The sequence below is a fragment of the Candidatus Melainabacteria bacterium genome, from assembly GCA_003963305.1.
Classification (GTDB): domain Bacteria; phylum Cyanobacteriota; class Vampirovibrionia; order Obscuribacterales; family Obscuribacteraceae; genus PALSA-1081.
Window position 1 is genome coordinate 162,361 of sequence record RXJR01000004.1, and the last position, 22,615, is coordinate 184,975.

Sequence of the window (22,615 nt, forward strand, 5' to 3'; positions counted from 1 at the left end):
CGAACTAGTTTGACCTGGTCAGTTTTCGTTCGCGCCTGCCGGCTTTTTCATCAAGCTTGTCAGCCTTGGAGAGGAACTTCTGCTGCTCCTTTTGCTCCATTGTTGGAGAGAGAGCCACGTAGGCGCGATATTGGAAAGCCGACTCACGCAACTGCACAGGTGTTGCTTTGGACACGTCTTCCAACGCTTTCGCCAGGCCTAAACGTGCATCCGCAGATTTCGGATTTTGAAAAACAGTATCATGAAAAGCATCAACAGCGCTGCCTTTCATACCCTTCTTAGCAAAATCAGTGGCCAGCGTCATATTCTTGCGAGCGTTCTCCTGAGCCTTAGCGACTTGAGCCATGCCGCGACGGGCCCGATCTGCGCCACCAGGCATAGTGGCAGCCTTTTGATAAGCAGCCTGAGCATTGTCCAGATCATGAATCATCAACTCGAGATCAGCTAGAGCGAAGGTCTGCTTGGCGTTATTAGTGTGTGCAAGCACCATCTGAAATTGTTGATTGGCTTCTGCAAAGCGATTCTGCGCCATCAAAGCTTGCGCATAAGAGATGCGTTCACCATCATTAGTTGGAGGTGGAATCTTCGACAAATCCACTTCATCTCCTGCCAGTGAACGCAATTTAGCTTGCGCCAAACGCAATTTGATGTCATTCGGATTCATCTGAACAGCACGATCGATCATTTGCAATGCATTGTCAAAATCGTTATCACCGAAATAACCGCCGGTTGTTTCCTTATTTGACTTCATGTAAAAAGCAGTAGTTAAACCGTCAGCTGCTTTCGAGTTGCCCGGGTCGGCATTAAGAACGGTTTGATAAGCTTTGATCGCATCATCAATTTTTTCGACACGCAAACTTTGATCGCCGATGCGCAATTGCAAATCGTTATTGTTTGGCATCAGTTCGAGCCCTGACCGCAGCTCAGAAATAGAAAGCTCTATATCACCACGACTTTCACGAATATTGGCGATACCTAAATAAGCGGCAGTATTCTCAGGTTTGATGGCGATCGAAGCTTGATAGTTCGATACGGCTGCAACAGTGTTGCCCTGCGCTTCGAAACATTTTCCAAGGGCAAGACGAACCGGCCAGCTGTTGGGAAACTGATATTGGGCTGTATTCAGTTCTCTAAGTGCTGCGTCATACTTGCCTTGATTGAGCAGCGCCTGACCCAAACCATAGTGAGCCGTCCAATCACCGGTGTTCACTTTAATTGCTTTCTGGAACGTAGCGGCAGCGGCAGCAGGGTTGTTTTGAGCCAGCTGTACAAGACCGAGACCGGAATAACCATCTGAATAATTTGGATCAAGCTGAATTGCTTTTTTGAATTCCAGTGCAGCATCATTCAGCTTTCCTTGCTCTTTATAGACCATACCCAGCGCATAGTGAGCCTCTGGGATTTTAGTGTCAGCGTCAACTGCCCTTTGTGCTTGATTTTGCGCATCGTTCAAAATCGAGTCTTTGTTATTGCGAATCGTAGCCGACGAAGACTGCAGACGATTGAGAGCGTTTAGCGCTTTTCCTGCGAGTGCCCCTGGATTGTTGGGATCTTGAGCAAGGGCTTTGTTGAATTGAGCGTCTGCACCATCGACTTTAAATTGCTTAGCCAGAGCCATTCCATAGCCGACCATGGCATTGATGTCGCGCGGATTGGCTTTCAGGGCAGCCACGTAAAAATCATTGGCTTTGGCATAATTGCCTTTCATCATCATTTTATCGGCATTAGCTACACCGGCACTGACACCACCTCTGTAAAGGCGCTTGCTTCCAGCTTGCGCATCAAGCTGAACTGTCAAAGTGAATGCCAGCGCTGTTATTGCAGATGTAAAAACCAATTGATGAGCAGTGCTATGTTTGCCTTTCATAATGACCTTCGAATAAGTGCCTGAGGGCTCAATTGTAATACGGTAGAAGTAATGATCAGCCTCATGAAAACATAGGCTGCAATACTCAAAATCTAACAGTTGTTATTTTTTATCTGGCGCAGTCTTACTGTTCAGCACTGTGGCTTCAACATATCCAACACCCGGAAAGATGCCGACCCGTTTAGCCGCTTCGCGTGACAAGTCCAGAACCCTGCCACGCACGAACGGACCACGGTCAGTGACTCTGATCACGCAAGCCTGACCATTTTTGGGATTCTCGACCATCACTTTGGTTGGAAAAGGCAAGGTCTTATGAGCAGCACTCAACTTATTCATATCGAAAATTTCGCCCGAGGCAGTTTTCTTCCCATGAAAAGGAATGCCGTACCAGGATGCATTTCCCGAAAATGTGGGACCCTTTTCTTTCTCATCTGCTGAGGCGTCTGCCAGAAGTATCGCTTGAGGCGCGTTCACTAGTGTTGGCGGTGCCGCCCAGGCACAGGCTTGAACGAAAGTGCCAGTCAACACTGAACTGAGTACAGCATTAATTTGACGCGTCTTCATCGGTTAATGTCTCCGGAAAAACGTAACTTCTAATCAGCATAGCATTACCACCGCTTGCTGCCGATCGGCTACCTGGTAGTGGGCTCGGTATGGAGAAACTTCTTCAAGCCTTCAGGATCGTCCGTAATAATTCCATCAACAGGCATCGCGACGGCGCTCTTCCACTCTTCCGGAGCATTTACGGTCCACACGTTTACCTTGAGCCCGGCCTCGTGAGCGCGTTTGGCTGCATCAGTGCGGAAATCGCCAAATCCCGGGTTCCAATTGTCTGCGCCGACTGACTTAGCATAGGAACCGACATCAGACAAAATGCAGTCAGTCAAAATGGCACACTTATATTGAGGTGCCTTTTCATGAAACCGGCGAATGACATCATGGTCGAACGAACTGACCATTATCTTGTCAGGGTAAGGATATTTCTTGAGCAGGGCGATTAAATCGTCCTCAATACCAGGGTAGTCGACAGGCGCATTTTTTATCTCAATATTTATCGTCAGCTTGCCTTTCACAAGGTCGAACACTTCAGTCAATAGAGGCAGCTTCTCATTCTTGAATTCGGAAGAGTAGGGAATGCCCGCACTCAGCTTCCTCAATTGGGACGCGGGAGCCCATTTAGCTCCAGCACTCAATGCACGCAGTTGAGAAAGACTCATGTCTTTAACAAACCCAGAACCATCGGTGGTGCGGTCGACTGACTCGTCGTGAATAACAACTAGTTCGCCTGTTTTGCAACGATGGATATCCAACTCAATGCCGTCTGCACCAAGTTCAACACTCTTTTTAAAGGCTGCAAGTGTATTCTCAGGAGCCCAAACCCTGCCACCACGGTGAGCAACCACCTGGGGTAGAGCCTGCGCAGAAAGATTTGCTGAAGTGATAGAGCAGACTGCAACGACGAAGATTCCAAATACTCGATTCAATTTAGTGCTCACCATTGATAAGGTCCGATATAGATTGAAAGATTGCCTTTCGCCTGAACGTTCCCGACTTTGACCGTCATCGGCTTTTGCAGAGGCGGATTGAACCACAGCCCACCGCCTGCATCTGGAAACATCGGCACTTCAACAGTTAAACTTTCAGGCGTTGCAGACACTACTCTAGCTGTTTCACTGCCGATTTTCACTTCGTTGTCACTGGCATTTTCCGAGAAGTTTTTACCGTAAATGCTGAATTGCATCGTTGACTTGACGCAGTTCAAGCTGGTGCCCGTCACTTCCGGTTGTCCTTTGATTTTGACAGAGACAGGATTGGTTTTTGTTCCGTTCGTCGTCACCGTAATCGTATAAGTTCCAGCCGTCAAAGTTTCGGGCACCATCGCTCTGATACTATCTGCAGTGGCGTCAATAATCTTGGCACGACTGTTATTGAACATCACGACATTTTGACTGAGATCGGTATTGAAGGGTCCGCCAGACAAGGTGATAATTCCGCCTGCCTGAACATTACTGGGTTCGACACGCGTAATCTTCGTACCTGTAACAGTGGTCAATGTCCAACCAAAGGTCGAACCAGGCATACCGGCGCCACGAATGAGCAACACAGTCGTCCCCTGTCGCAGTCTGCCAGTAAAGTCCAGCGCGACCGTCGAAGTGCGTTTAAAACTGTTCTCGTTAACAATCATCATGCCCCTTGGTTGAGCACGAGGGTCAGGATTGCTGTTAGATGAGTCTGTGAGAAAAACGCGCACCCAGGCAAACTTGCCATTCGTAAAATTGAGTGTTAAGGGCATCGAGTTATCAACATCGTCCATCGAAATCTTGCCGACGAACTGCTGTATCTGCATGTTCTTGGCAGTATAACTGCCACTGGCGAGAGTCTTGACCTCAGCTCGACAAGAAGGCTGCGCAAAGAGAAAAGCCGCCAGCCAGATGAGAAAATATAATGGGCGCATGACAATACCGTGCTTAGAGTGCTCAGCATATTATACGAGAAGGGAAACTTAATTACTTCCGGTCAGCCGTGTACCCTCTGGTAGCATATTGAGGAACCCAAATTTTCCAGCCACAGCAGCGAGTCCATAATGTCCGAAACAACGAACACAGTCGCATCAACGACCCGCAACTTTCTTGTCGACCCAGACGATCTAGTCGACGAATTATTGTCAGTCATCAAAACCCACGACTGGAAAGATCTCAAAATGCAATACCAACTTGGAAAGCTGCAGGCTACCAAGACCACTGCGACAAACGAACACTATGATCTAATTGTCGACTGGAACGAGTTTGAAGAAGAAGTGCAAATGCGTATCGCAGTCGCCGGAAGTGAAGAATCGCTACCGGCGCGGCAGCAGGAGTGCCTGGACTTGATTAACGCTATGTTCCCGAATGATATCTTCCGCAAAGTCAACGAAGACAACTAACTACTTTTGCTGCTCAGACCGCTATTCAAGCGGTGTCATCTTTGCTGAATTTGTTTTGGAACCATCCTTCAAAAACGACATACCGAAGTGATTGAGCTTCTCATGTCCGTCAACATCGTGCCAACGTTTTTCGAACTCTTGAAGAGGAATATAGGCGTAGTGTCCCGACGTAGAGGGATCCATAAAAACAAGCCGATCATGATCGAAGCCGACGGCGACCACGTAGTGACCATCGTTCCAGTCGCTAGCATAATCAGTCTGACTGCCTTTTTCTGCCCATGCTTGTATGAGACACAACACGGGATGCCCAGCGCTGATATCACTTTCCAATTGTTGCAAGGTCATGTCTTTTTGAATGCGCACCGGCAGCCCATGAGCTTCAGCATAGCCGGCGATGTTCCTGTAGCGCGTGCCGTACTTCCTATCAGCCTTCAATATCTTTGACAGAGTATCCTCCCGAACATCCTGCCCATAATAGGCGAGTAATGACTGCAATGCAGCAACACCGCAGGTATAGTCAGTGGATTGGCGCATCAGTGGCACTGGAATTGTATTAGCAGGCAAAGCAAGCGCAGCCCTGTCGGCGCCCGAGTTTATGCCTGCACTGGTGCCTGAACTGGTACCTGAACTGATCTCTGAATTGAGGGCTGATGTATTGCCGGAAGTCTGCGCGACAGCTTGAGAAGCTCCAAACAAAGTCGAAATCAAACACGCTATCAACACGGCAAAGCCCGGCCCAACTGCAGGCAAAACAAAGGCTTGAAAGCCAGCTACTTTGAGCTTGCAGTGGCGCTTAACTGTTTCAATTCGACTATTCACAACACACGGTTTGGAGATACTTATCAATCAAGCTCTTAAATGCTTCCAAAGTGTAAGGCTTACTGAGATAATCGTCCATCCCTGCCTCAAAACAAAGAGCTCTATCTTCGCTTCCTGCGTAAGCTGTAACCGCGATAATCCCAGTTTTAATCAGACTTTCCGCCGCTTCGCGCCGACGAATTTCACGAGTACAATCAAGACCATTCATTCCCGGCAGTTTGATATCCATCAATACAAGAGCAAACCGGTGTTTATGTTCGAAAATCAGCTTAAGAGCTTCTTCTGCAGAAGCGGCGATTTCGAAATCTAAAGCAAAACTTTCAAGAACAATTTTGAGAACGTAGCGCTGGGTTACATCATCTTCTACGGCCAGGATTTTCTTCATCATGTCCCACTCAGGGAGCCAGGCTTTGTGACAGTCTCCAGGATCCGCGTTTCAAGTTTTTCGGAATAGAACTCATCAGCCGAAATTACTTTCGTCGCACCATACAGCAAGCAAGACTTCTCAACGAACTCAGGCTGAATTTGCAGCTTACCGGACATGCTGGCAGGCTCTGACGTGTCACAACAAATGAAACTCATTTTGCAATAGTAGTCATTGCGCCTGATTGACCGAAGCAAGTCGAACAGTGACTCATTCTGGAGGTGAAGCTGAACAAGCGTTACGTCTACTTTCTCTCTCTGCAACACCTGCATTGCCGCCATGATTGTTCCAACCTGTGTCAAATCATGTTCGGACAGTGCACTCAACACCCATTCGGATGCAGTCTTAGAGTCGAATACAGTTAGAATTTTCAAGCCCATCGTTTATTCCGATTGTTGCCAGAAGTCGAAAATAACCGCAAGTTGCCTAATGATCCGTATCCAACTATGGCATACGGAGGACGAGCATAAATCCAGCAGGTGAGGTATCCCCCTCCGGCAACTTCACACAACGTATTTAGGCTAAATCAAACGCCCGAGCGATTCGGAATAGGATTGCTGTTGCTGAATTTAGCGACTAAGACTGCCACGCGGCTGGTTATATTTTGTTGCTTGTCGCTCTGGGTTGAACCACAAATACTGACCTCGAGCGCATCTACACGTTGACCAAGCGGTTTGCTCGCGGAAATCTTACCAAACAAGATTTTTTCCAGCGTTTCTATCTCGTCGACGACAGTGAAAGATTCACTTCTGGCGGTCCATAACGGCGCCTGCGTTGGTTGAAAGTCAATTGGCAGCGCGGACTGGGAGCTCAATTGGTCCGTGGTCTGAAAGCGTACCTGTTGCGTTCGAGTTAACGTCGATCGCAGTTGTTCCGGTCTATAGCAAGCATTTTGTAAGTAACTCAATCTGAGCAACTCAGCCTTTTCTAGCTCTTCAACCTTCGGACTCATGAAGGCGTATTCGCCAAGTCTGTCCAGACGCACAGCGAGGTCCGTTTGCGTGGCCCAGACTCTGCCGAAAATATGTTCCTCCAACCTTGCCACTCTGGTTGGAGCTGCGTCAGACTCGAAAGTACGCTCTAAAAGCTCCCGCTCTAACTCGGTTATACGAGGATATTTGGTTTTCGACCAGGCGCAATCAGCGACAGGAAGGGCATTGGATCGTTTCGCCGAATCTGAACCAGACGCGGCAGCTGTACCAGCACCTGCAACTGAGCTACTAGCAACGACTTTCATAGCAGGCACCACGTTGTCAAGCTTATCTAGTCTGGACTGAAGCGGGTCTGTACTTGCGGTTCCGTAAACGAAGTTCTCGAGGCGATCCAGACGTTTTGGTAAGGCCTCGTTGCTGTATGGATGAGCAAAAAATCTAGTTTCGAGACTGGAGACCTGTCTGACACCATTATCAGTGGCAGCTTGACTGAAGACCGGCTGATTGATGCCAATCACCGAGCATAAAAATAGACAAGCTAAGACCGACTTTGGAAGCACAATGAACCACTCCAAATGCTGCGTGAATATGTTTGCTGACTTATTCTTCTATTCTGGTTTTACCCAGAATTTTTTTTAATCCGACATTAGTGAGATGTGTCGATAAGAAATTTGTTCCTGGGCGCACATCGTGACCAGTTCTACCAAACCTCGCTTGACATCACCGATAAGTGGTGATCATTCCGAGTCTTTTAATGAACCAGGCAGAGCACAACAACTGCGCTGACGTCAGATTTTGTTTTGTGACCGGAGAATGCCGTAATTAGTAATTGCCAAAATGCTCAGTGCGTCTGTAATTTCGCCTGTCATCACCATATCCAGTGCCTGATCAAACGTCACATGTTTGTAAGCAAGTTGTTCCGTTCCTTCTGGTCTTGGTGTGCCCCTGGTTAGACCGGTAGCCAGGTAATAAACCGCCAGCTCATCAGAAACTGAGTTCGACAAATGTGCACTTCCCAATTGCGTCCAGTTGGACGCCACCATTCCCGTCTCCTCAATCAACTCACGTTTAGCAGCATCAAGATGAGTTTCTCCCTGACTGCAGCCGCCTTCAGGTATTTCCCATGAATAAATTTCCAGCGCGTAACGATACTGACCAACCAGACAAATCTTGCCTTCTTCGTCAATCGGCAAGACACCAATAGCGGTGTTCTTAAAATGAACTACTCCATAAATTCCAGGTCTGCCATCCGGCTGAACTACTTCATCTTCGCGTACTTTGATCCAGGGATTCTCGTAAACGACTCGTGTGCTTTTTGTTTTCCAGGGACTTGCTGTTTGTGTCATGAGAATTTCCCGAGTTAGTTCGCCAAACTGTGCATCAAATCGATATTGATTTTATCCGGTCCCTTCTTCTCCATGCCAGGCACTTCCAGAATCCACGGAAGTGGCCGCAGGAGCGGTTCGTGCAACATGCGCCGAAATGCCTCCTCTCCGATATAACCTTTGCCGATATTTTCATGCCGGTCTCGGCGAGCCCCGAGTGGAGTCTTAGAATCGTTGGCATGAATTGCAAAAAGCCAGTCAAAACCGATTAATTCGCCGAATTGATCAATCGTCTGCTGTAAACCTGCTTTCGAAGAGATATCGTAACCGGCGTTAAACATGTGACAAGTGTCCCAACATACTCCAATGCGTTTGTCATACTGCATCGACTTCAATATGTCGGCAAATTCTTCAAATCTGTCGCCTATTGTTTGCCCCTGTCCGGCACAGACTTCCAGCAAGAGTTTGCAATCACCTTGATATCCATCCAGCACCATATCCAGTGCTTTCAATACTCGATTCAGCGCTTCGTCGTAAGTAGCCTTTCCAGCAGACCCCGGGTGAAAAATCAATCCCTTAGCGCCAATGCTGTCAGAAAGTCGTAATGCCAGCGCTAGATTGTTTACTGACTTTGAGAAATTTTCAGGCGACTCTGATGCCAGATTGACTAGATAGTTTCCATGTACAAAAACCGGGGCAATCGAACTGCCTTTGACTCCATCAACGAAAGTGCTCTGCTCAGCAGGTGTAGGCTTCGGTTCGCGCCACATTTGCGGCGAACCCAGGAATATTTGAATAGCCTGTGCGCCAATGTTAGTCGCTTTACCGACGGCGGTTTTCATACCGCCGCTGATATGCGCACCGATACGAGGTTTTGCAGCAGTTTTCGCCATTGACATATTCTACCCAAAGTACTTTCAGAGCAAAGCTAGACACAAGCGCAGTCGATGATTACGGGTATTTAAGCGAAGAACCTATGCCTTTTTATATGCATACCTAACTGTGTACTTAAATGCTTGTAACGACAATTAGTATGGGTTCTTCCTACTTTACTACGCTGAAAACACCGGCTCGACAGTTTTGACACCGTATACGGTGTGGCTGAGCGGATTTTTCGGAATATTTGGTTGCCTCGGTCACATTGCTATGCTATTTTGTTAGTTGAACTTAAGGAGATTGACCATGCCAGAACCTTTCAATGATCCAACAGTCGTAGCTTACATGTTGATTATGCCTGTAATCATAATCGGCCTCGCAAAAATGTGGAAACGAGTCAAAGACAAGAAAGCAGAAGCCCGTTCCGCTTCAACATCTACTCAAGCACCAACTGAGACCACATAAAAGAGTCTGACCTGGTGTAATTTGTATTCGTCCGCGCAGACTCTTCCGCCTGGTCACAGGCGGTGATTGGTGTCTGCCTGTTCAGTAAGTTCGCTGCCTGTTTTATTTTGTGTCAAAATGATCTTCTCTACTAAACAAGAGGCGTCATTTTGAACCCGAGATCACCATCTGTTGCCCTGGCCAGCCTTTCTCTTGTAATCCTGTTAACCACCACTCAAGCCCTTGCGTCAGACAAAGAGGAGCTTGAAAAAGCCCGCACGAGCATGAAGTGCGGACATTGCGAAGAATCTTTCAAAACTCTGCACTCTCTGGCACGACGTGGACATCCAGCGGCGCAGTGCCTGGTAGGGATCTGTTACCAGACCGGCAGAGGGGTGAAAAAGGACAGTCGTCAGGCGGCTCAGTGGTACGAAAAGTCCGCCAGACAAGGCTTTGGAGACGCCCAGACCAGACTGGGAAAGATGTATCAATACGGCAACGAGATAGAAAAGGATACTAGCAAGGCTGAACATTGGCTCTCCAAAGCCGCCCACAAAGGAGTTGCAGAAGCGCAATACAGCCTCGGCAAGATGTACGTCGAAGAAAACAACCTCTACAACAAGTCAGTCAACAAGCGGATGATGGAAGCGCGACGATTGATTCTTCTCGCTCGCGATCAAGGTGTTGAAGATTCAGAAAAGCTACTGGACCGCATTCCCGGCTGGGAGAAGACCGAAGCCGCCATCAAACAGAAGTACCACCAATCAACAACAAACTATTCGCAGGGTCTCGGCAATATAGAAACGAGCTGGGAGGGCTATGCCGACCTGGTCAAATCAATGCGCGACCTGGATGCCGGCGCCAGTCAATAACGTTCACGTGAAATTCACTATTGATTCATATGCTTCGATGGGGAGACACATATGATGAGTGATGCAAGTGTTCGAGTGGGTCAAATTTTTAGACTCTGATTACTTTCCTGCAGGTGCAGAGAATGTGCGCAGGCTGCCCAGGTCGTCCAGTCCGGGACGGTGGATGCCCTTTATACTCATGCACCTGGCTTGCTTGAGTGTCTTTTTCACGGGAAGTAGCCCAGCTGCCTTAATCATGGCTCTGACACTCTGCATAGCGCGCATGTTTGCGATTACAGCCTTCTACCATCGATATTTTTCGCATCGCAGTTATAAAACTTCTCGTATCGCTCAATTCTTGTTCGCGATAGCCGGTCTCACCGCAGTTCAGAGAGGTCCGCTGTGGTGGGCTGCGCACCACAGGCACCACCACCAACATGCTGACGCCGAACTCGATACGCATTCACCGGTGAGAAGAGGATTTCTCTGGGCGCAGATCGGCTGGATTACGGTCGAAGCGAACATGCCGACAGACTACTCGCGAATTCCAGACCTTGTGAAATATCCCGAACTTGTATTGTTGAACAGGTTCGACTGGGTCGTGCCGGTGCTGTTGGGAGCCACTGTCTTCTGGTCAGGTGCGGCACTGGAGCGGATCTACCCATCACTGCACACATCAGGTCCGCAGTTTCTTGCCTGGGGCTTCGTCAGCACTGTCATGGTCTTCCACATTACAGGGGCAATAAATTCACTCGCCCATCAGTTCGGAACGCAAGAATTCGAGACTGGTGACAACAGCAAGAACAACTTCTTGCTTGGTCTGATCACGTTGGGTGAAGGCTGGCACAACAATCATCACCGGTACCCTGGCTGCGTGCGCCAGGGGTTGGAATGGTGGCAAATCGACCTGACATACTACGTGCTTCTCTTAATGGAGAAGTTAGGAATCATTTGGGAACTCAACAAGGTACCAAATACGGTGCAGGCAAAAGAGCTGAGCATGAGGTCGCTTTCGTGAAATCAATTGCAGTTGTCGGAACCGGAATCGCAGGACTGGCCTGTGCTTATATGCTCCGCAAAAACGCCAAGCTTACGGTTTTCGAGCAGAACGATTATATAGGCGGTCATACTAACACTATCTATGTGGAAGAAGATGGAAAGACTGTTTCCATTGATACAGGCTTCATGGTTTACAACGAAGTCACGTATCCATATCTGACTAAGCTCTTCAAGGAGCTGAACATCAAATCGCAACCGACCGACATGTCATTTTCCGTGCAAAATCGTGCGCTTAATCTAGAGTGGTCGGGTACGGGTTTCAACCGAATTTTCGGAGAGAGAAAGAACATTCTCAATCTTCGTTTTTGGAAGATGCTTCTCGAACTCGATCGTTTTAACAAAACTGCACTGGCAATGCTCAGTAACGAGTCAATCAGCGAGTATACACTGAAAGAGTTCATCGCCAGAGAGAAATTCAGTGACGACATGGTCAATCTATATCTGTTGCCCATGATGTCGGCACTCTGGTCAGCTCCTCCAGCCACTATGCTCTCATTTCCAGCTTCCGTCTTAATCAGATTCATGTTCACCCATGGACTACTAAGCATGTATGGAAAACTCGATTGGCTGACTGTCTCAGGCGGCGCCAGCACCTATGTCAAAGCCATGACTGAATCATTTCGCGACAGCATTCAGATTGGCGCGAAAGTGGTGGCAGTGTCACCCACTAGAGATGGCAGAGTAGCGCTTCGCAGACAGGACGGAACGGTCCAAGAATTTGACCAGTGCATCCTCGCGTGCCACGGCGACCAGGCATTTGAAATACTCGACAGCTCTTTTACAGCAGAGAAAGTTCTGCTCGAGAATTTCAAATATCAAGCCAATACAATTCTGGTGCACAAAGATCAGTCTGTGATGCCAAAGAATAAGATCAACTGGGCCTCCTGGAATTATCTGGTGGACACAAAAAAGGAAGAAGCTCCGACAACCACACACTATTGGATGAACAGCCTGCAAAAGGTTTCCGATCGATACAACTACTTCGTATCACTCAACTCAGAGGCACTGATAGAGCCATCCAAGATCGTGCGGCGCATCCAGTATCATCATCCAATTTTCACGGTGGCAGCGAAAAATGCGCAGAAGCAACTGAAAGAATTGAACAAAACACCTCTGAGAAATCTCTTCCTATGCGGAAGTTATTTCAGCCACGGATTCCACGAAGATGCCCTCGCTTCATCAATCGACGTTGTAAACCTCATTCAAGGAGTCGCTAATGAAAGACACGATCTCCTGTTTGTATGAGTGCAATATTACTCATCAAAGAATGAAGCCCAGACCGCACCGTGTTGAGCACTCGATGTTCTCGTTCTACATCGATCTGGATGAGTTACCGCTCCTGGAGCAGAAAAACCGCCTTATTGCCGTCAACAAAATGGCGCTGTATACGCTTAGAGACAGAGACCACTTTGATGAGAGCGACAAACCGCTCAAACAAAAGGTGATTGAATACGTAAAAGGAATCAAGCCAAATCTCGAAATAGCGAGCGTCCGGGTTCTGACGAACCTGCGCTTTCTGAATTACGTCTTCAATCCGATTACCGTTTTCTTCTGCTTCGACCCAACGATGCAACTGCAATGTGCAGTAGCGGAAGTAGGCAACACATTCGGCGAGAAGAAGCCTTATCTGTTGTTGAGTAACGGAACGTCGAATCTAAAAGACAGGCAACCGAAGAATTTTTACGTCTCTCCATTCATCAATCTCGATACCGATGTAGTCTTTGATCTCGACAGTCCCGACGCTCGACTCAAACTCAACATCAACTCTGTTGAATCGGGAGAAATCGTACTGGCTGCGAATATGCGCGGCAGCAGGATAGCTTTGACAGACAGAAACTTGCTCTTAATGACTTTGAAATATCCGTTCGTCACTTTTTTCGTGATTGGCGCCATTCATCTGCATGCCCTTTTTCTCTGGCTGAAAAAAGTTCCTTTCATTACCAAGGAAGCTAACGCACATTTGCAAACAGGCGTTCTTCGCCCGTATCCGTCCTCAGGAGAGCGACAATGACTACAGTACAATCTCAGTTAGACACGCCGCATCTATCCGCAAATGAGAGGCGACCGACAAGATTTCAAAAGATCTGTCAAACCCTTGTACTCGGGCAATTCGCCAAAATGACGAGAGGTTGTCTCAAAATCATCCTGCCAGACAACCGACCTTTTTCTATTGGTACCCCCGGAGATTCACCGGAAGCTGCGATACAAATCAACGACTACGCGTTCTTTGAAAGATGCGTCCTATTCGGCGCCATCGGATTTGCTGAAGCATTTATCGATGCTCTCTGGAATACTGACGACCTGACTGCAGTCATCGCCTGGTTTATAGAAAACGGTGAAGACTCGACTGTGTTCGAGACGAGCAGCCAGAAGAGCAAGCTTCTGAATATTTTGAATTTCTACAATCGACAGTTGCACAAGCGCAAGGGAAATACACTGACGGGCAGCAAAGAGAATATCCGCGATCATTATGACCTCGGCAACGACTTCTTCAAATTGTTTCTGGACGAGACAATGACCTATTCGAGCGCCATGTTCGAGCATGCCGGTCAACCGCTGGAAGCAGCCCAGATCCAAAAATATGACCAGCTGTGTCAGAAATTGCGACTCCGTCCAACCGATCAGGTTCTGGAAATTGGCTCAGGATGGGGATACTTCGCAATCCATGCTGCCACCACATACGGGTGCAAGGTGACCACGATTACGCTCTCGGAAGAGCAATTCAAGCACGTGACCAAGCTGATCGAGGAACGCAATCTGACTGATCAAATCACCGTTTTGTTGAAAGATTTTCGCTTGATGGATGGTAAGTTTGACAAGATCGCCTCAATAGAAATGGTCGAAGCGCTGGGGGATCCGTTCATCGATTTATTCTTCCAAAAGTGCTCGGAGCTTCTTACAGCCAATGGACTTCTGGGCATCCAGATGATCTGCGCAGCCGATTGCCGATACAACCAGATGAAAGACGGCGTCGATTTCATCCAGAAACATATATTTCCAGGCGGTCAGCTGCTCTCCATCGCCAGAACCGTAACGGCAACCAGAAATACCTCAAATCTGCAGCTCTACCATCTGCAAGACTTTGCCGAATCATATGCACGCACACTGGCTATCTGGCGAGATAAATTCAACGCCAGGGCTGCTGACGTTCGGGCTCTGGGTTTCGATGAGAAATTCATTCGCAAATGGAACTACTATTTCTGTTACTGCGAAGCGGCTTTCAAGACGAGAGAATGTAGCGTCGTCCAGGCTATATACACTCGGCCCAATAATCATATGCTCGCCGAGCAACTGGCGCTATGATCTGGGCGTTGCGAATACTTTTCATCCTCATTTTCGTCGTTATGGTCTATGCCACCACAAGCGCCAGCTTGCAGTGCAGCATTTTGCAAATTCCAGGAACGGTTTTAGGGCACCCATGGTTCACCGCCACCCTCTCTGATGCATACTGCGGGTTCACAACCTTCTATGCATGGGTTTTTTACAAAGAAAAGAGTGTCACTGGTAAGATAGTATGGTTTATCTTAATCATGCTGCTCGGGAATCTGGCTATGTCCGCCTATATGTTGATCCTCTTGTTTAGACTCCCGACTAACGCCACAGCAGATAAATTAATGCTGCGAGGTTAGGCATGGGCAACTTTCTAATCAGCCTGTTCGCCATGCTGCCGCTGTTAGCATGCAGCCTGATCTTTGTCTTTTTGCTCATGAGCGATGTCTGGTACTTCGCCATGAAACAGAAGAATGCAGCACTGGTAGACGTTGCCTGGTCGGGAAGCTTCGGCGCTATCGCCATCTTCTACGCTCTGGCGGCGAGTGGTGCGCCGATCAGACGATTTGCCATAGCCTTAATGGTGGCTTGTTGGAGTTTCCGCCTTGCTATCCACCTCTGGCAACGAATGAAGCGCACTCACGGCGAAGAAGATCCTCGTTACGCAGAGATGCGCACTAAATGGGGAGATAAAGCGGAACAGAATTTTTTCGGCATGTTTCAATTTCAAGCACTGACTGTGCTGATTCTTTCAACGCCTTTCTTAATCGCAACAAGCGATCACGCAGAGAAGCTGCGCATCAACGAGTATATAGGCATCTTGCTCTTCATTATCAGTTTTATCGGCGAAGCAATCGCAGATCAACAGCTAAATGACTTCAAGTCAAACGAAGCCAACCATGGCGATGTCTGTGATGTTGGACTGTGGAAGTATTCGCGGCATCCCAACTACTTCTTCGAGTGGCTGATCTGGTGCTCCTTTTTCGTCTTCGCCATGGAGTCACCATTTGGAACGTGGACAATTGCATGCCCGATTCTCATGCTCTTATTCTTGACAAAGATGTCCGGCATACCACTGGCTGAGAAACAATCGCTGGCAAGCAAGGGCGAGAAATATATTGCTTATCAGAAACGCACCAGCCCCTTCATTCCCTGGTTTCCTCGCAAAAACTGATGCACTTTATTTACAAGCTGCTGGAATCCAATTTGGTGCCAGATCCGATTATTCGGCGCGGCATTCGCAAAATGCTTGCGCAAAAACTGCAGGAAGAGCAGGCGCTATGCCGGCCGTCGGAAGAACAGAAGCTGATTCAGTTTGCTGAAGCGCTCAAATCTGAACCGATCGCCATCGCCACCGAGAGAGCAAATGAACAACACTACGAAGTGCCGACCGACTTTTATAAACTCGTGCTGGGTCCTCGTTTGAAATATAGCTGTGCCTACTGGGACGACAACACCCGAAATCTGGAGCAAGCCGAAGAACAGATGCTTTCTCTGACCTGCCGGCGTGCCGAGATCGCAGACACAGGCATGAAAATACTGGAACTCGGCTGTGGATGGGGCTCTCTTTCACTCTGGATGGCTGAGAAATTTCCCAGCGCGAGGATTTTGTCAATATCGAACTCGAGCACGCAAAAGACCTACATAGACAGCCAGATTGAAAAGAAGGGATTGAAAAATCTAAGTGTGCAGACATGCGACATCAATGATTTTTCGACCAGCGAAAGATTCGATCGCGTGGTGTCTGTTGAGATGTTCGAACATCTGAAGAACTACCAACTCTTGTTCAGAAAAATCAGTGATTGGCTCGTCGAAGATGGAAAGCTCTTTGTGCATATCTTCTCGCACAAGAAATTCGCTTATCATTACGTCAACGCAGACGGCAACGATTGGCTGACGGAGCATTTTTTCACTGGCGGCATGATGCCTGCGGACAACCTCTTCTCGCTCTTTAATGAAGACCTGGTTATCGAACAGCAGTGGCGCTTGAACGGCTCTCACTATCAGAAAACCTGCGCCGCCTGGTTGGCGAATATGGATAACAACAGGGACAAAGTCGAGCCGATTTTTGCAGCCACTTACGGCGCCACGCAAGTGCGCAAATGGTGGGTTTACTGGCGGCTGTTCTTCATGGCCTGCGAGGAGCTATTCAACTATCGAAATGGGGAGGAGTGGATCGTGTCACATTACCTCTTCCAACAACGCAATCAAGCATCAGCTAAATAATCAGAGAGCGACCGATTGTGGTTGATGCGTCGCAATTTACGCAGAGCCTTATTCTCTATGCGTCGCACGTCCTGCACCTCCAGTGAAAGTGCCTCGGCTACTTGTTTAGCAGTCTGTTGCTTGCAGCCATGCAAACCAAACAGCGCATTCAAAATCTTCTGCTCCTGTTCAGTTAACGAGCTGAGCATTTTATCGATTTTCAGTTGCATGATCGACAGCTCGGCGTGCGCCTCAGGTCTTGCGCTGTTTTTATCTTCTACAAATTTGCCCAGCGTTTCATCTTCATCGGCGCCGAGAAAGTCATCCATCGAAAGCATGCTCATACTGCTCTTCAGCACATGCTCGATTTCGGTCTCATTTATTCCGGTCTCTTTAGCCAGCTCTGCAACGGTCGGATAACGACCCAGACGCTGGTAGAAAGGTTTTGCAGCTCGACGCAGCTTGTACAGAACCTCATGCACATGGACCGGAAGGCGAATGGCGCGACCTTTGTTTGAGAGTGCACGAGTGATACCCTGACGAATCCACCAGGTGGCATAAGTGGAGAACTTGTTGCCCATAGACGGGTCAAATTTGCGCACCGCCTGCATCAGACCGAGGTTTCCTTCCTGAATCAAATCTTCGAGGTCCAGACCCTGTCTTGTATACCGCTTGGCTATGCTGACGACGAGTCGCAGGTTGCCTGCCACCAGTTGATCTCTTGAAGAGACGTCGCCAAACTGGTTGGCGCGACCCAGTTCGATCTCCTCCGGTCCGGTCAACAATCGGTGTTTAGCCACCTCATGCAGATACCACCAGATCACGCCTCGCCAGACGTCGGATGACTTGTCTGTCTCAGCATCGTATCTTGGTTCTTCCTTTGCCTTCAAAAACGAATCTTCCGGCTCCGCTCCGTCGTCAGTCAGAGACTGAGTCGGTGGGCTGGCAATCTTTTTGCGGCCGCGCCGGGAGGGCGTTGGGCTTGTGCTGAAATCAGATTCTGCTTCATAACCATTGATAGCAGAAGTGACGTTCAGCAGTGATACCAAATCTAGTTCCGCTTCGTATGTCTGATTATTCATAACACTACCTGATGGATCTGAATTGCCGCAGTCGAGTACGGCATGCAGGTGACTGCAAGACGCTGTGAAACATGGACTCGCGAATGAAAATCACGAGCACTTACTGTTACTGTCAACTACAATTTTGTCTCAAGGAGACAATCACGACTATTTTTTCTTGCTTTTTCAGCCGTTCGATAGCAGCTCAAGCGGCTTCAGGCCTGGTTCAGGAATGCACCCTGTCTAAGACCCGGCGAGAAATTTTTTGCTGACTGATTTAGACATTAGTTGGGACTCCTTCAAGAACAAATCTCAGTTGTTTCGTTCTCATTACAATTATATGGTTATTTCCCTGCAAACACTAGTAAAATCCATAGTGATTCTTTGCTTTACGCAACACTTTCTTTACACGACCCGGTCATCGTCACACCACAATCAAAACCCGCTCAGGGAGCCAGCAATGACAGAAAAATATGACGCGATCTTATTGGTTTCATTCGGAGGACCGGAAGGAATGAATGATGTTATTCCTTTCCTGGAGAATGTGCTGAGAGGTCGAAACGTGCCACCAGAGCGGATGCAAGCCGTTGCACACCATTACGAACTTTTTGGCGGAGTTTCTCCAATTAATCAACAAAATCGAGATTTGATTGAAGCATTAAAATCTGAATTATCAGAACACAAAATCGACTTGCCCATCTACTGGGGCAATCGAAACTGGCACCCCATGCTGGTTGACACGGTCAAGCAGATGCAGGCTGACGGTATCAAAAAGGCACTAGCGTTCGTTACGTCAGCCTACAGTTCTTATTCAGGCTGCAGGCAATATCGTGAGAACATCTCGTCTGCACTGGAGCAGCTCGGCGAGAATCGATCACTTAAAATCGAGAAACTGAGAGGCTTTTCCAATCATCCAGGATTTATAGAAGCAAATACCGATCGACTGAAAAATGCGTTGCAACATTTTGGTGACGAACATTCAAATGTTCACGTAGCGTTCGCCGCACATAGTGTTCCAACTTCCATGGCAACCACAAGTGACTATGTGGAACAACTAACTGAAACAGCCGAGTTGATAGCTTCAAGTCTCAATTTAAAAGACTGGAAATTATGCTTCCAGAGCCGCAGCGGTCCTGCCACGCAACCGTGGCTCGAACCTGACATTTGCGATCATATTCGCGATTTAAAAAATCAAGGCGTGACGGAAATGGTCATAGCACCGATCGGATTCATCTCAGATCACATGGAAGTCAAATACGACCTCGATGTTGAAGCAAAACAACTCTGTGATGAACTCGGCATCAAAATGGAGCGCGCCGGAACAGCCGGAATTCATCCTGCGTTCGTGAAAATGATCAGGCAATTGATTGAAGAGAGAACGACAGGAGCCGAAAGACTTGCACTTGGAACTCTGGGCTCCCGACCAGACCTTTGCGCGGAAGATTGTTGCCCGGCCCCACAGCGTCCGCCTGTGCAGACAGCCCAACGACCACAGCAATAGCAAAATCTAAATTGCCTGTACTTGACGTCCGTGTTATCTTATTAGCCTCTCTCTGAGGAGTAAGGCTATGAATGATCTGTTCCGCAACTTCGTTCGCGACGAATCCGGCAGAGGCAACACGGAACTCGGAAGCATAGCCGTTTTTTCCCTGATCATTCTTTCAGTTGCAGGCGGGCTCTGCTATGGACTGCAGCACGGCTTGATTTACAATCTCAACCAGCAGCAACACAGCTCCTTCGTCGCTTCGCACGCTACTCAGCACATGTACTGAGTCCTTTTACGCCAGGGCTTGCTGCCGCAGCCACGGCGGCTTTGACCGCTTCGACCGTCTTCAAGACGTCCTTATCTGTAGTTCGCCAACTCACAACACTTATTCGCATCGCATACATTCCTTTCCAGGTCGTTCCTGAAAAGAACGCATCTCCACCCTCGTTTATGTTTTCGATCACACGCTTCGTCCTGATATCGTGATCCCTTTCACAAGCATTCTCTCGTTCGTCCAGGAATCTCACCAATCCCTGATTTAAATGCGGCTCCCAGAGCAGCTGAGTACCGGGAATTTCAGCTATTTCCGTCACCAGAGTATGACAATGCTGCGACGTTCGATCGATCAGGTCTTCCACACCCTCCTTTCCTAATTCCAGAAGAGCAGCATAAACTGGAATACCACGCGCACGCCTCGACCACTCCGGATTCCAGTCAATCTGGTCCCTTGCATTCGACCCGGGCTCGATATACGAAGCACTGATAGTCATCGCTTGCCGGTGCGCTTCTCGATCTTTGATTATGGCGATACCACAGTCAAAAGGCACATTCAGCCATTTGTGCGCATCAGTAGCCCAACTATCGGCAAGCTCAAGCCCTTCAGTCATGTGCTTTTTAGATTTACTGGCTCGGGCAAAGAGTCCAAAAGCTCCGTCTACATGAACCCACGCTCCAGCGCCATGGGCTATAGCAATCAATTCATCGAATCGATCGAAAGATGCGATATTCAGATCTGCCGCATTCAGCACTAAAATTTTGGGACCACTAGCTTCTAGCAATGCTTCTCGTAGTGACGAAACTAAAATGCGCCCCGAATCGTCAGTGCTCAGGGACTTGAGTGACCGATTGCCGAGCCCCAGGTAACGTACAGCGCGGTCGACTGAACCATGTCGTTGCTCGCTTGTAAGAACCGTCAGCGCCGGAGCGCCGAAGAGTCCGTCCTCATTGACATTCCAGCCGGACTTCTCCAGAACCGAGGCTCGGGCAGCAGCCAGACACGTGAAATGTGCAAGCTGACAGCCTGTCGTAAAGGCAAAAGATGCATCCCGTGGTAGATCAAGCAGCTCCTTGATCCACTCGCCTGCTATCTCCTCAATCACACTGGCAGCAGGAGAGCAAGCATACAGAGCCGCATTCTGTTCCCAGCTGGAGGTCAACCAATCAGCAGCTAGAGCTGACGGCAGGGAGCCGCCAATGACCCAGGCAAAAAAGCGGCCGCCTGCGCTGCCAAGCAAGCCGTTTTTCGTTGCCTCAATCAGGTCTCGAACTACCGTATCTGCAGCCAGACCTTGCTGCGGCAGTTGTCGATGCAGCTTGCCTAGAAGCGCCTGGCGATCATCTCTGGCGCAAACAGCGCCTGTTTCTACATCTGCCAGCCATGTCCTGGCTGCTCGGCAAGCTATTTCAAGCACGTCGTAGTGCGACATTGAAGTTCCTCCCTTGAATTTTGAGGCAGTAAACCACGGGAAGAATCGACACGCTCGTCATTTTCGGACATTGAATTAGGGCGTATTTTGGCTCTCACTCCTCCTATTTAGAGAATGACTCAGGTATACAATCTGATGAGAACTCAACGGGTTGCCATGTCCATACTGTCAAAGCACGACCATTCAGACTCGCGCCTGCGCTGTCAGGACTGCAGTGAAACGATTTGCCCTAAGTGCATGGTGCAATGCGCGGTGGGTGCACGCTGCAAGTCTTGTGCGGGACGATTCACCAGCCATGTCGTGCAAGCAAGCCCGGCTATCATGATCCGGACTGGGCTATCGGCTTTAGCTGTCGGCTTTCTGTTCGGCAGTGCACAGGTGTATATGCTTGGTATGAGTTTTTACTCGTGGCTCATTCTGGCTGCCGTCGGTCTGGGAGTGAGCAGAATTCTGCACCGCATTGCTGCATACAAGATCGGCACGAAAATTGCCTTAGCGGTGGTCGCAGGGCTCGTGATTGGACTAATTCTCAGTCCCGCACGCGATTCTACCCTCGGCTATTTGGCTGCGCTTAATCAGCCCGGCAGCGACGCCCAGGCAGAGGCACAATCCAGCATGAGTGTGTTCACTACTCAACTGGCCGCAATGATTGTTTTTATCGGATGCAGCGTAAGCGCTTTCTTCAATAAATAGAGTTGGGATTACAAGAGACCGATTCAGCCACTCAAACCGGCAGAACGAGTGGAAGCGCGCACTGGTGCTTGCTTCGCACTCATTGCTGAAAAAAACTCCAGAGATTTTATTGAAACAGTTCAGACGTAACATCTCGGTAACAAGTTTATTGCTTAATAGGTGCATAAGGTTTGCGCCCCCTGAACAAGCGATTGTGATTCGAGTCACTCACCAACAACTCACAAATCGACCTTAGTATCTGAACCAAGAGAGGTTACACCCGATGTCCGGAACGCTAGTATTCAACCCTGCCATTTACCAGCCCGCCGCAATCAATCAACGTCAGCTGACAACAACAATGGCTGGAGTAAATACAAGCGTTTTGTGTGATGGCACCACTATTGATACCGACAGCGAAGGACGCGTATTGCAAGCTGTCTACGCGAGTGGCACCAAAGTAAAACGCACTGCTAATTACTGCATGGTGCAATCACAGGATCTGGGCTACTGGATAGGCGACAAGCAAGGACGTTGGTTCCCACTCGACTAAGAGCCACCAATTCTCCGTTTTAAAAAGTTTAGGGCAGTTCGGGCGTCAGGCAACTGGCGCTTCGGGCGTTCTAGGGGTATTTTTCAGAAATAATCGCCCACTGCTGAGCCTTTCAGAAAATTTCTTCCGCGCCTCTTGACGAAAC

25 protein-coding genes are annotated in these 22,615 nt (G+C 48.6%); 13 read left to right on the top strand and 12 right to left on the bottom strand.

What is annotated here, in order from left to right; genetic code table 11:
* Positions 1–4: 4 nt before the first annotated feature.
* From EKK48_04925 to EKK48_04940, 4 genes are all read right to left on the bottom strand, one after another.
* Positions 5–1,867 carry a tetratricopeptide repeat protein gene (locus EKK48_04925; protein ID RTL44597.1) on the bottom strand — a complete coding sequence of 621 codons (1,863 nt, stop codon included), beginning with the start codon at positions 1,865–1,867 and terminating at the stop codon, positions 5–7.
* Positions 1,868–1,969: 102 nt separating this feature from the next.
* Positions 1,970–2,431 carry a septal ring lytic transglycosylase RlpA family protein gene (locus EKK48_04930; protein ID RTL44598.1) on the bottom strand — a complete coding sequence of 154 codons (462 nt, stop codon included), beginning with the start codon at positions 2,429–2,431 and terminating at the stop codon, positions 1,970–1,972.
* 68 nt (positions 2,432–2,499) lie between these two features.
* The gene (locus EKK48_04935) at positions 2,500–3,366 is read right to left on the bottom strand and encodes a glycerophosphodiester phosphodiesterase (GenBank protein ID RTL44599.1); all 867 of its coding nucleotides are present in this window, start codon (positions 3,364–3,366) and stop codon (positions 2,500–2,502) included.
* Entirely contained in the window at positions 3,360–4,322 is a 963-nt protein-coding gene (locus tag EKK48_04940) for a hypothetical protein (protein RTL44600.1), read from the bottom strand. The genes EKK48_04935 and EKK48_04940 overlap by 7 nt, the downstream gene beginning before the upstream one ends.
* A 129-nt stretch (positions 4,323–4,451) precedes the next feature.
* Between EKK48_04940 and EKK48_04945 the strand changes: the two genes are divergently transcribed.
* A complete protein-coding gene (locus EKK48_04945) occupies positions 4,452–4,790 on the top strand; it encodes a hypothetical protein (GenBank protein ID RTL44601.1) in 339 nt (112 codons plus the stop codon).
* Between the two features lie 21 nt (positions 4,791–4,811).
* Here the strand turns inward: EKK48_04945 and EKK48_04950 are convergent, their stop codons facing one another.
* The 6 genes from EKK48_04950 to EKK48_04975 form a co-directional block, all read right to left on the bottom strand.
* Complete coding sequence (locus EKK48_04950; GenBank protein ID RTL44602.1) at positions 4,812–5,609, bottom strand: hypothetical protein; 798 nt, start codon at positions 5,607–5,609, stop codon at positions 4,812–4,814.
* Complete coding sequence (locus EKK48_04955; protein RTL44603.1) at positions 5,602–5,997, bottom strand: response regulator; 396 nt, start codon at positions 5,995–5,997, stop codon at positions 5,602–5,604. The genes EKK48_04950 and EKK48_04955 overlap by 8 nt, the downstream gene beginning before the upstream one ends.
* On the bottom strand, positions 5,994–6,413 hold the full coding sequence (locus EKK48_04960) for a hypothetical protein (GenBank protein ID RTL44604.1): 420 nt from the start codon (positions 6,411–6,413) through the stop codon (positions 5,994–5,996). Before EKK48_04960 ends, EKK48_04955 begins: the two co-directional genes overlap by 4 nt.
* Before the next feature lie 146 nt (positions 6,414–6,559).
* Positions 6,560–7,525: a hypothetical protein gene (locus EKK48_04965; GenBank protein ID RTL44605.1), complete on the bottom strand. Its 966-nt coding sequence runs from the start codon at positions 7,523–7,525 to the stop codon at positions 6,560–6,562.
* A 228-nt stretch (positions 7,526–7,753) separates the two neighbouring features.
* A complete protein-coding gene (locus EKK48_04970) occupies positions 7,754–8,311 on the bottom strand; it encodes an NUDIX hydrolase (GenBank protein ID RTL44606.1) in 558 nt (185 codons plus the stop codon).
* Between the two features lie 14 nt (positions 8,312–8,325).
* On the bottom strand, positions 8,326–9,189 hold the full coding sequence (locus EKK48_04975; GenBank protein RTL44607.1) for a deoxyribonuclease IV: 864 nt from the start codon (positions 9,187–9,189) through the stop codon (positions 8,326–8,328).
* A gap of 591 nt (positions 9,190–9,780) precedes the next feature.
* On the opposite strand from EKK48_04975, the gene EKK48_04980 reads away from it, so the two are divergent.
* The 8 genes from EKK48_04980 (at position 9,781) to EKK48_05015 (ending at position 17,016) form a co-directional block, all read left to right on the top strand.
* Positions 9,781–10,482: a sel1 repeat family protein gene (locus tag EKK48_04980; protein ID RTL44608.1), complete on the top strand. Its 702-nt coding sequence runs from the start codon at positions 9,781–9,783 to the stop codon at positions 10,480–10,482.
* A gap of 61 nt (positions 10,483–10,543) precedes the next feature.
* Positions 10,544–11,479, top strand: a complete 936-nt coding sequence (locus EKK48_04985; protein RTL44993.1) for an acyl-CoA desaturase — start codon at positions 10,544–10,546, stop codon at positions 11,477–11,479.
* Positions 11,353–12,765 (top strand): NADP transhydrogenase subunit alpha, encoded by a 1,413-nt coding sequence (locus tag EKK48_04990; GenBank protein RTL44609.1) that lies wholly within the window; start codon positions 11,353–11,355, stop codon positions 12,763–12,765. The genes EKK48_04985 and EKK48_04990 overlap by 127 nt, the downstream gene beginning before the upstream one ends.
* A complete protein-coding gene (locus tag EKK48_04995) occupies positions 12,737–13,531 on the top strand; it encodes a DUF1365 domain-containing protein (GenBank protein ID RTL44610.1) in 795 nt (264 codons plus the stop codon). Before EKK48_04990 ends, EKK48_04995 begins: the two co-directional genes overlap by 29 nt.
* Positions 13,528–14,823, top strand: a complete 1,296-nt coding sequence (locus EKK48_05000) for a class I SAM-dependent methyltransferase (protein RTL44611.1) — start codon at positions 13,528–13,530, stop codon at positions 14,821–14,823. Before EKK48_04995 ends, EKK48_05000 begins: the two co-directional genes overlap by 4 nt.
* A complete protein-coding gene (locus tag EKK48_05005) occupies positions 14,820–15,149 on the top strand; it encodes a DUF1475 domain-containing protein (GenBank protein ID RTL44612.1) in 330 nt (109 codons plus the stop codon). The genes EKK48_05000 and EKK48_05005 overlap by 4 nt, the downstream gene beginning before the upstream one ends.
* A 2-nt stretch (positions 15,150–15,151) precedes the next feature.
* Positions 15,152–15,964: a DUF1295 domain-containing protein gene (locus EKK48_05010; protein RTL44613.1), complete on the top strand. Its 813-nt coding sequence runs from the start codon at positions 15,152–15,154 to the stop codon at positions 15,962–15,964.
* Positions 15,964–17,016, top strand: a complete 1,053-nt coding sequence (locus tag EKK48_05015; protein ID RTL44614.1) for a class I SAM-dependent methyltransferase — start codon at positions 15,964–15,966, stop codon at positions 17,014–17,016. The genes EKK48_05010 and EKK48_05015 overlap by 1 nt, the downstream gene beginning before the upstream one ends.
* On the opposite strand, the gene EKK48_05020 is transcribed toward EKK48_05015, so the two are convergent.
* A complete protein-coding gene (locus EKK48_05020) occupies positions 16,998–18,077 on the bottom strand; it encodes an RNA polymerase sigma factor RpoD/SigA (GenBank protein RTL44615.1) in 1,080 nt (359 codons plus the stop codon). The two genes, EKK48_05015 and EKK48_05020, sit on opposite strands and share 19 nt — an antisense overlap.
* Positions 18,078–18,516: 439 nt before the next feature.
* On the opposite strand from EKK48_05020, the gene EKK48_05025 reads away from it, so the two are divergent.
* Together EKK48_05025 and EKK48_05030 are read left to right on the top strand one after the other, a co-directional pair.
* Positions 18,517–19,557: a ferrochelatase gene (locus tag EKK48_05025; GenBank protein RTL44616.1), complete on the top strand. Its 1,041-nt coding sequence runs from the start codon at positions 18,517–18,519 to the stop codon at positions 19,555–19,557.
* 67 nt (positions 19,558–19,624) lie between these two features.
* Positions 19,625–19,828: a hypothetical protein gene (locus EKK48_05030; protein ID RTL44617.1), complete on the top strand. Its 204-nt coding sequence runs from the start codon at positions 19,625–19,627 to the stop codon at positions 19,826–19,828.
* Here the strand turns inward: EKK48_05030 and EKK48_05035 are convergent.
* Positions 19,809–21,248, bottom strand: coding sequence for an aspartate aminotransferase family protein (locus tag EKK48_05035; protein RTL44618.1), 1,440 nt, complete (start codon positions 21,246–21,248; stop codon positions 19,809–19,811). The genes EKK48_05030 and EKK48_05035 overlap by 20 nt on opposite strands.
* Positions 21,249–21,383: 135 nt before the next feature.
* Between EKK48_05035 and EKK48_05040 the strand changes: the two genes are divergently transcribed.
* Together EKK48_05040 and EKK48_05045 are read left to right on the top strand one after the other, a co-directional pair.
* The gene (locus EKK48_05040) at positions 21,384–21,941 is read left to right on the top strand and encodes a hypothetical protein (GenBank protein ID RTL44619.1); all 558 of its coding nucleotides are present in this window, start codon (positions 21,384–21,386) and stop codon (positions 21,939–21,941) included.
* A gap of 262 nt (positions 21,942–22,203) precedes the next feature.
* Positions 22,204–22,470 (top strand): hypothetical protein, encoded by a 267-nt coding sequence (locus EKK48_05045; protein ID RTL44620.1) that lies wholly within the window; start codon positions 22,204–22,206, stop codon positions 22,468–22,470.
* The last annotated feature ends 145 nt before the right edge of the window (positions 22,471–22,615 follow it).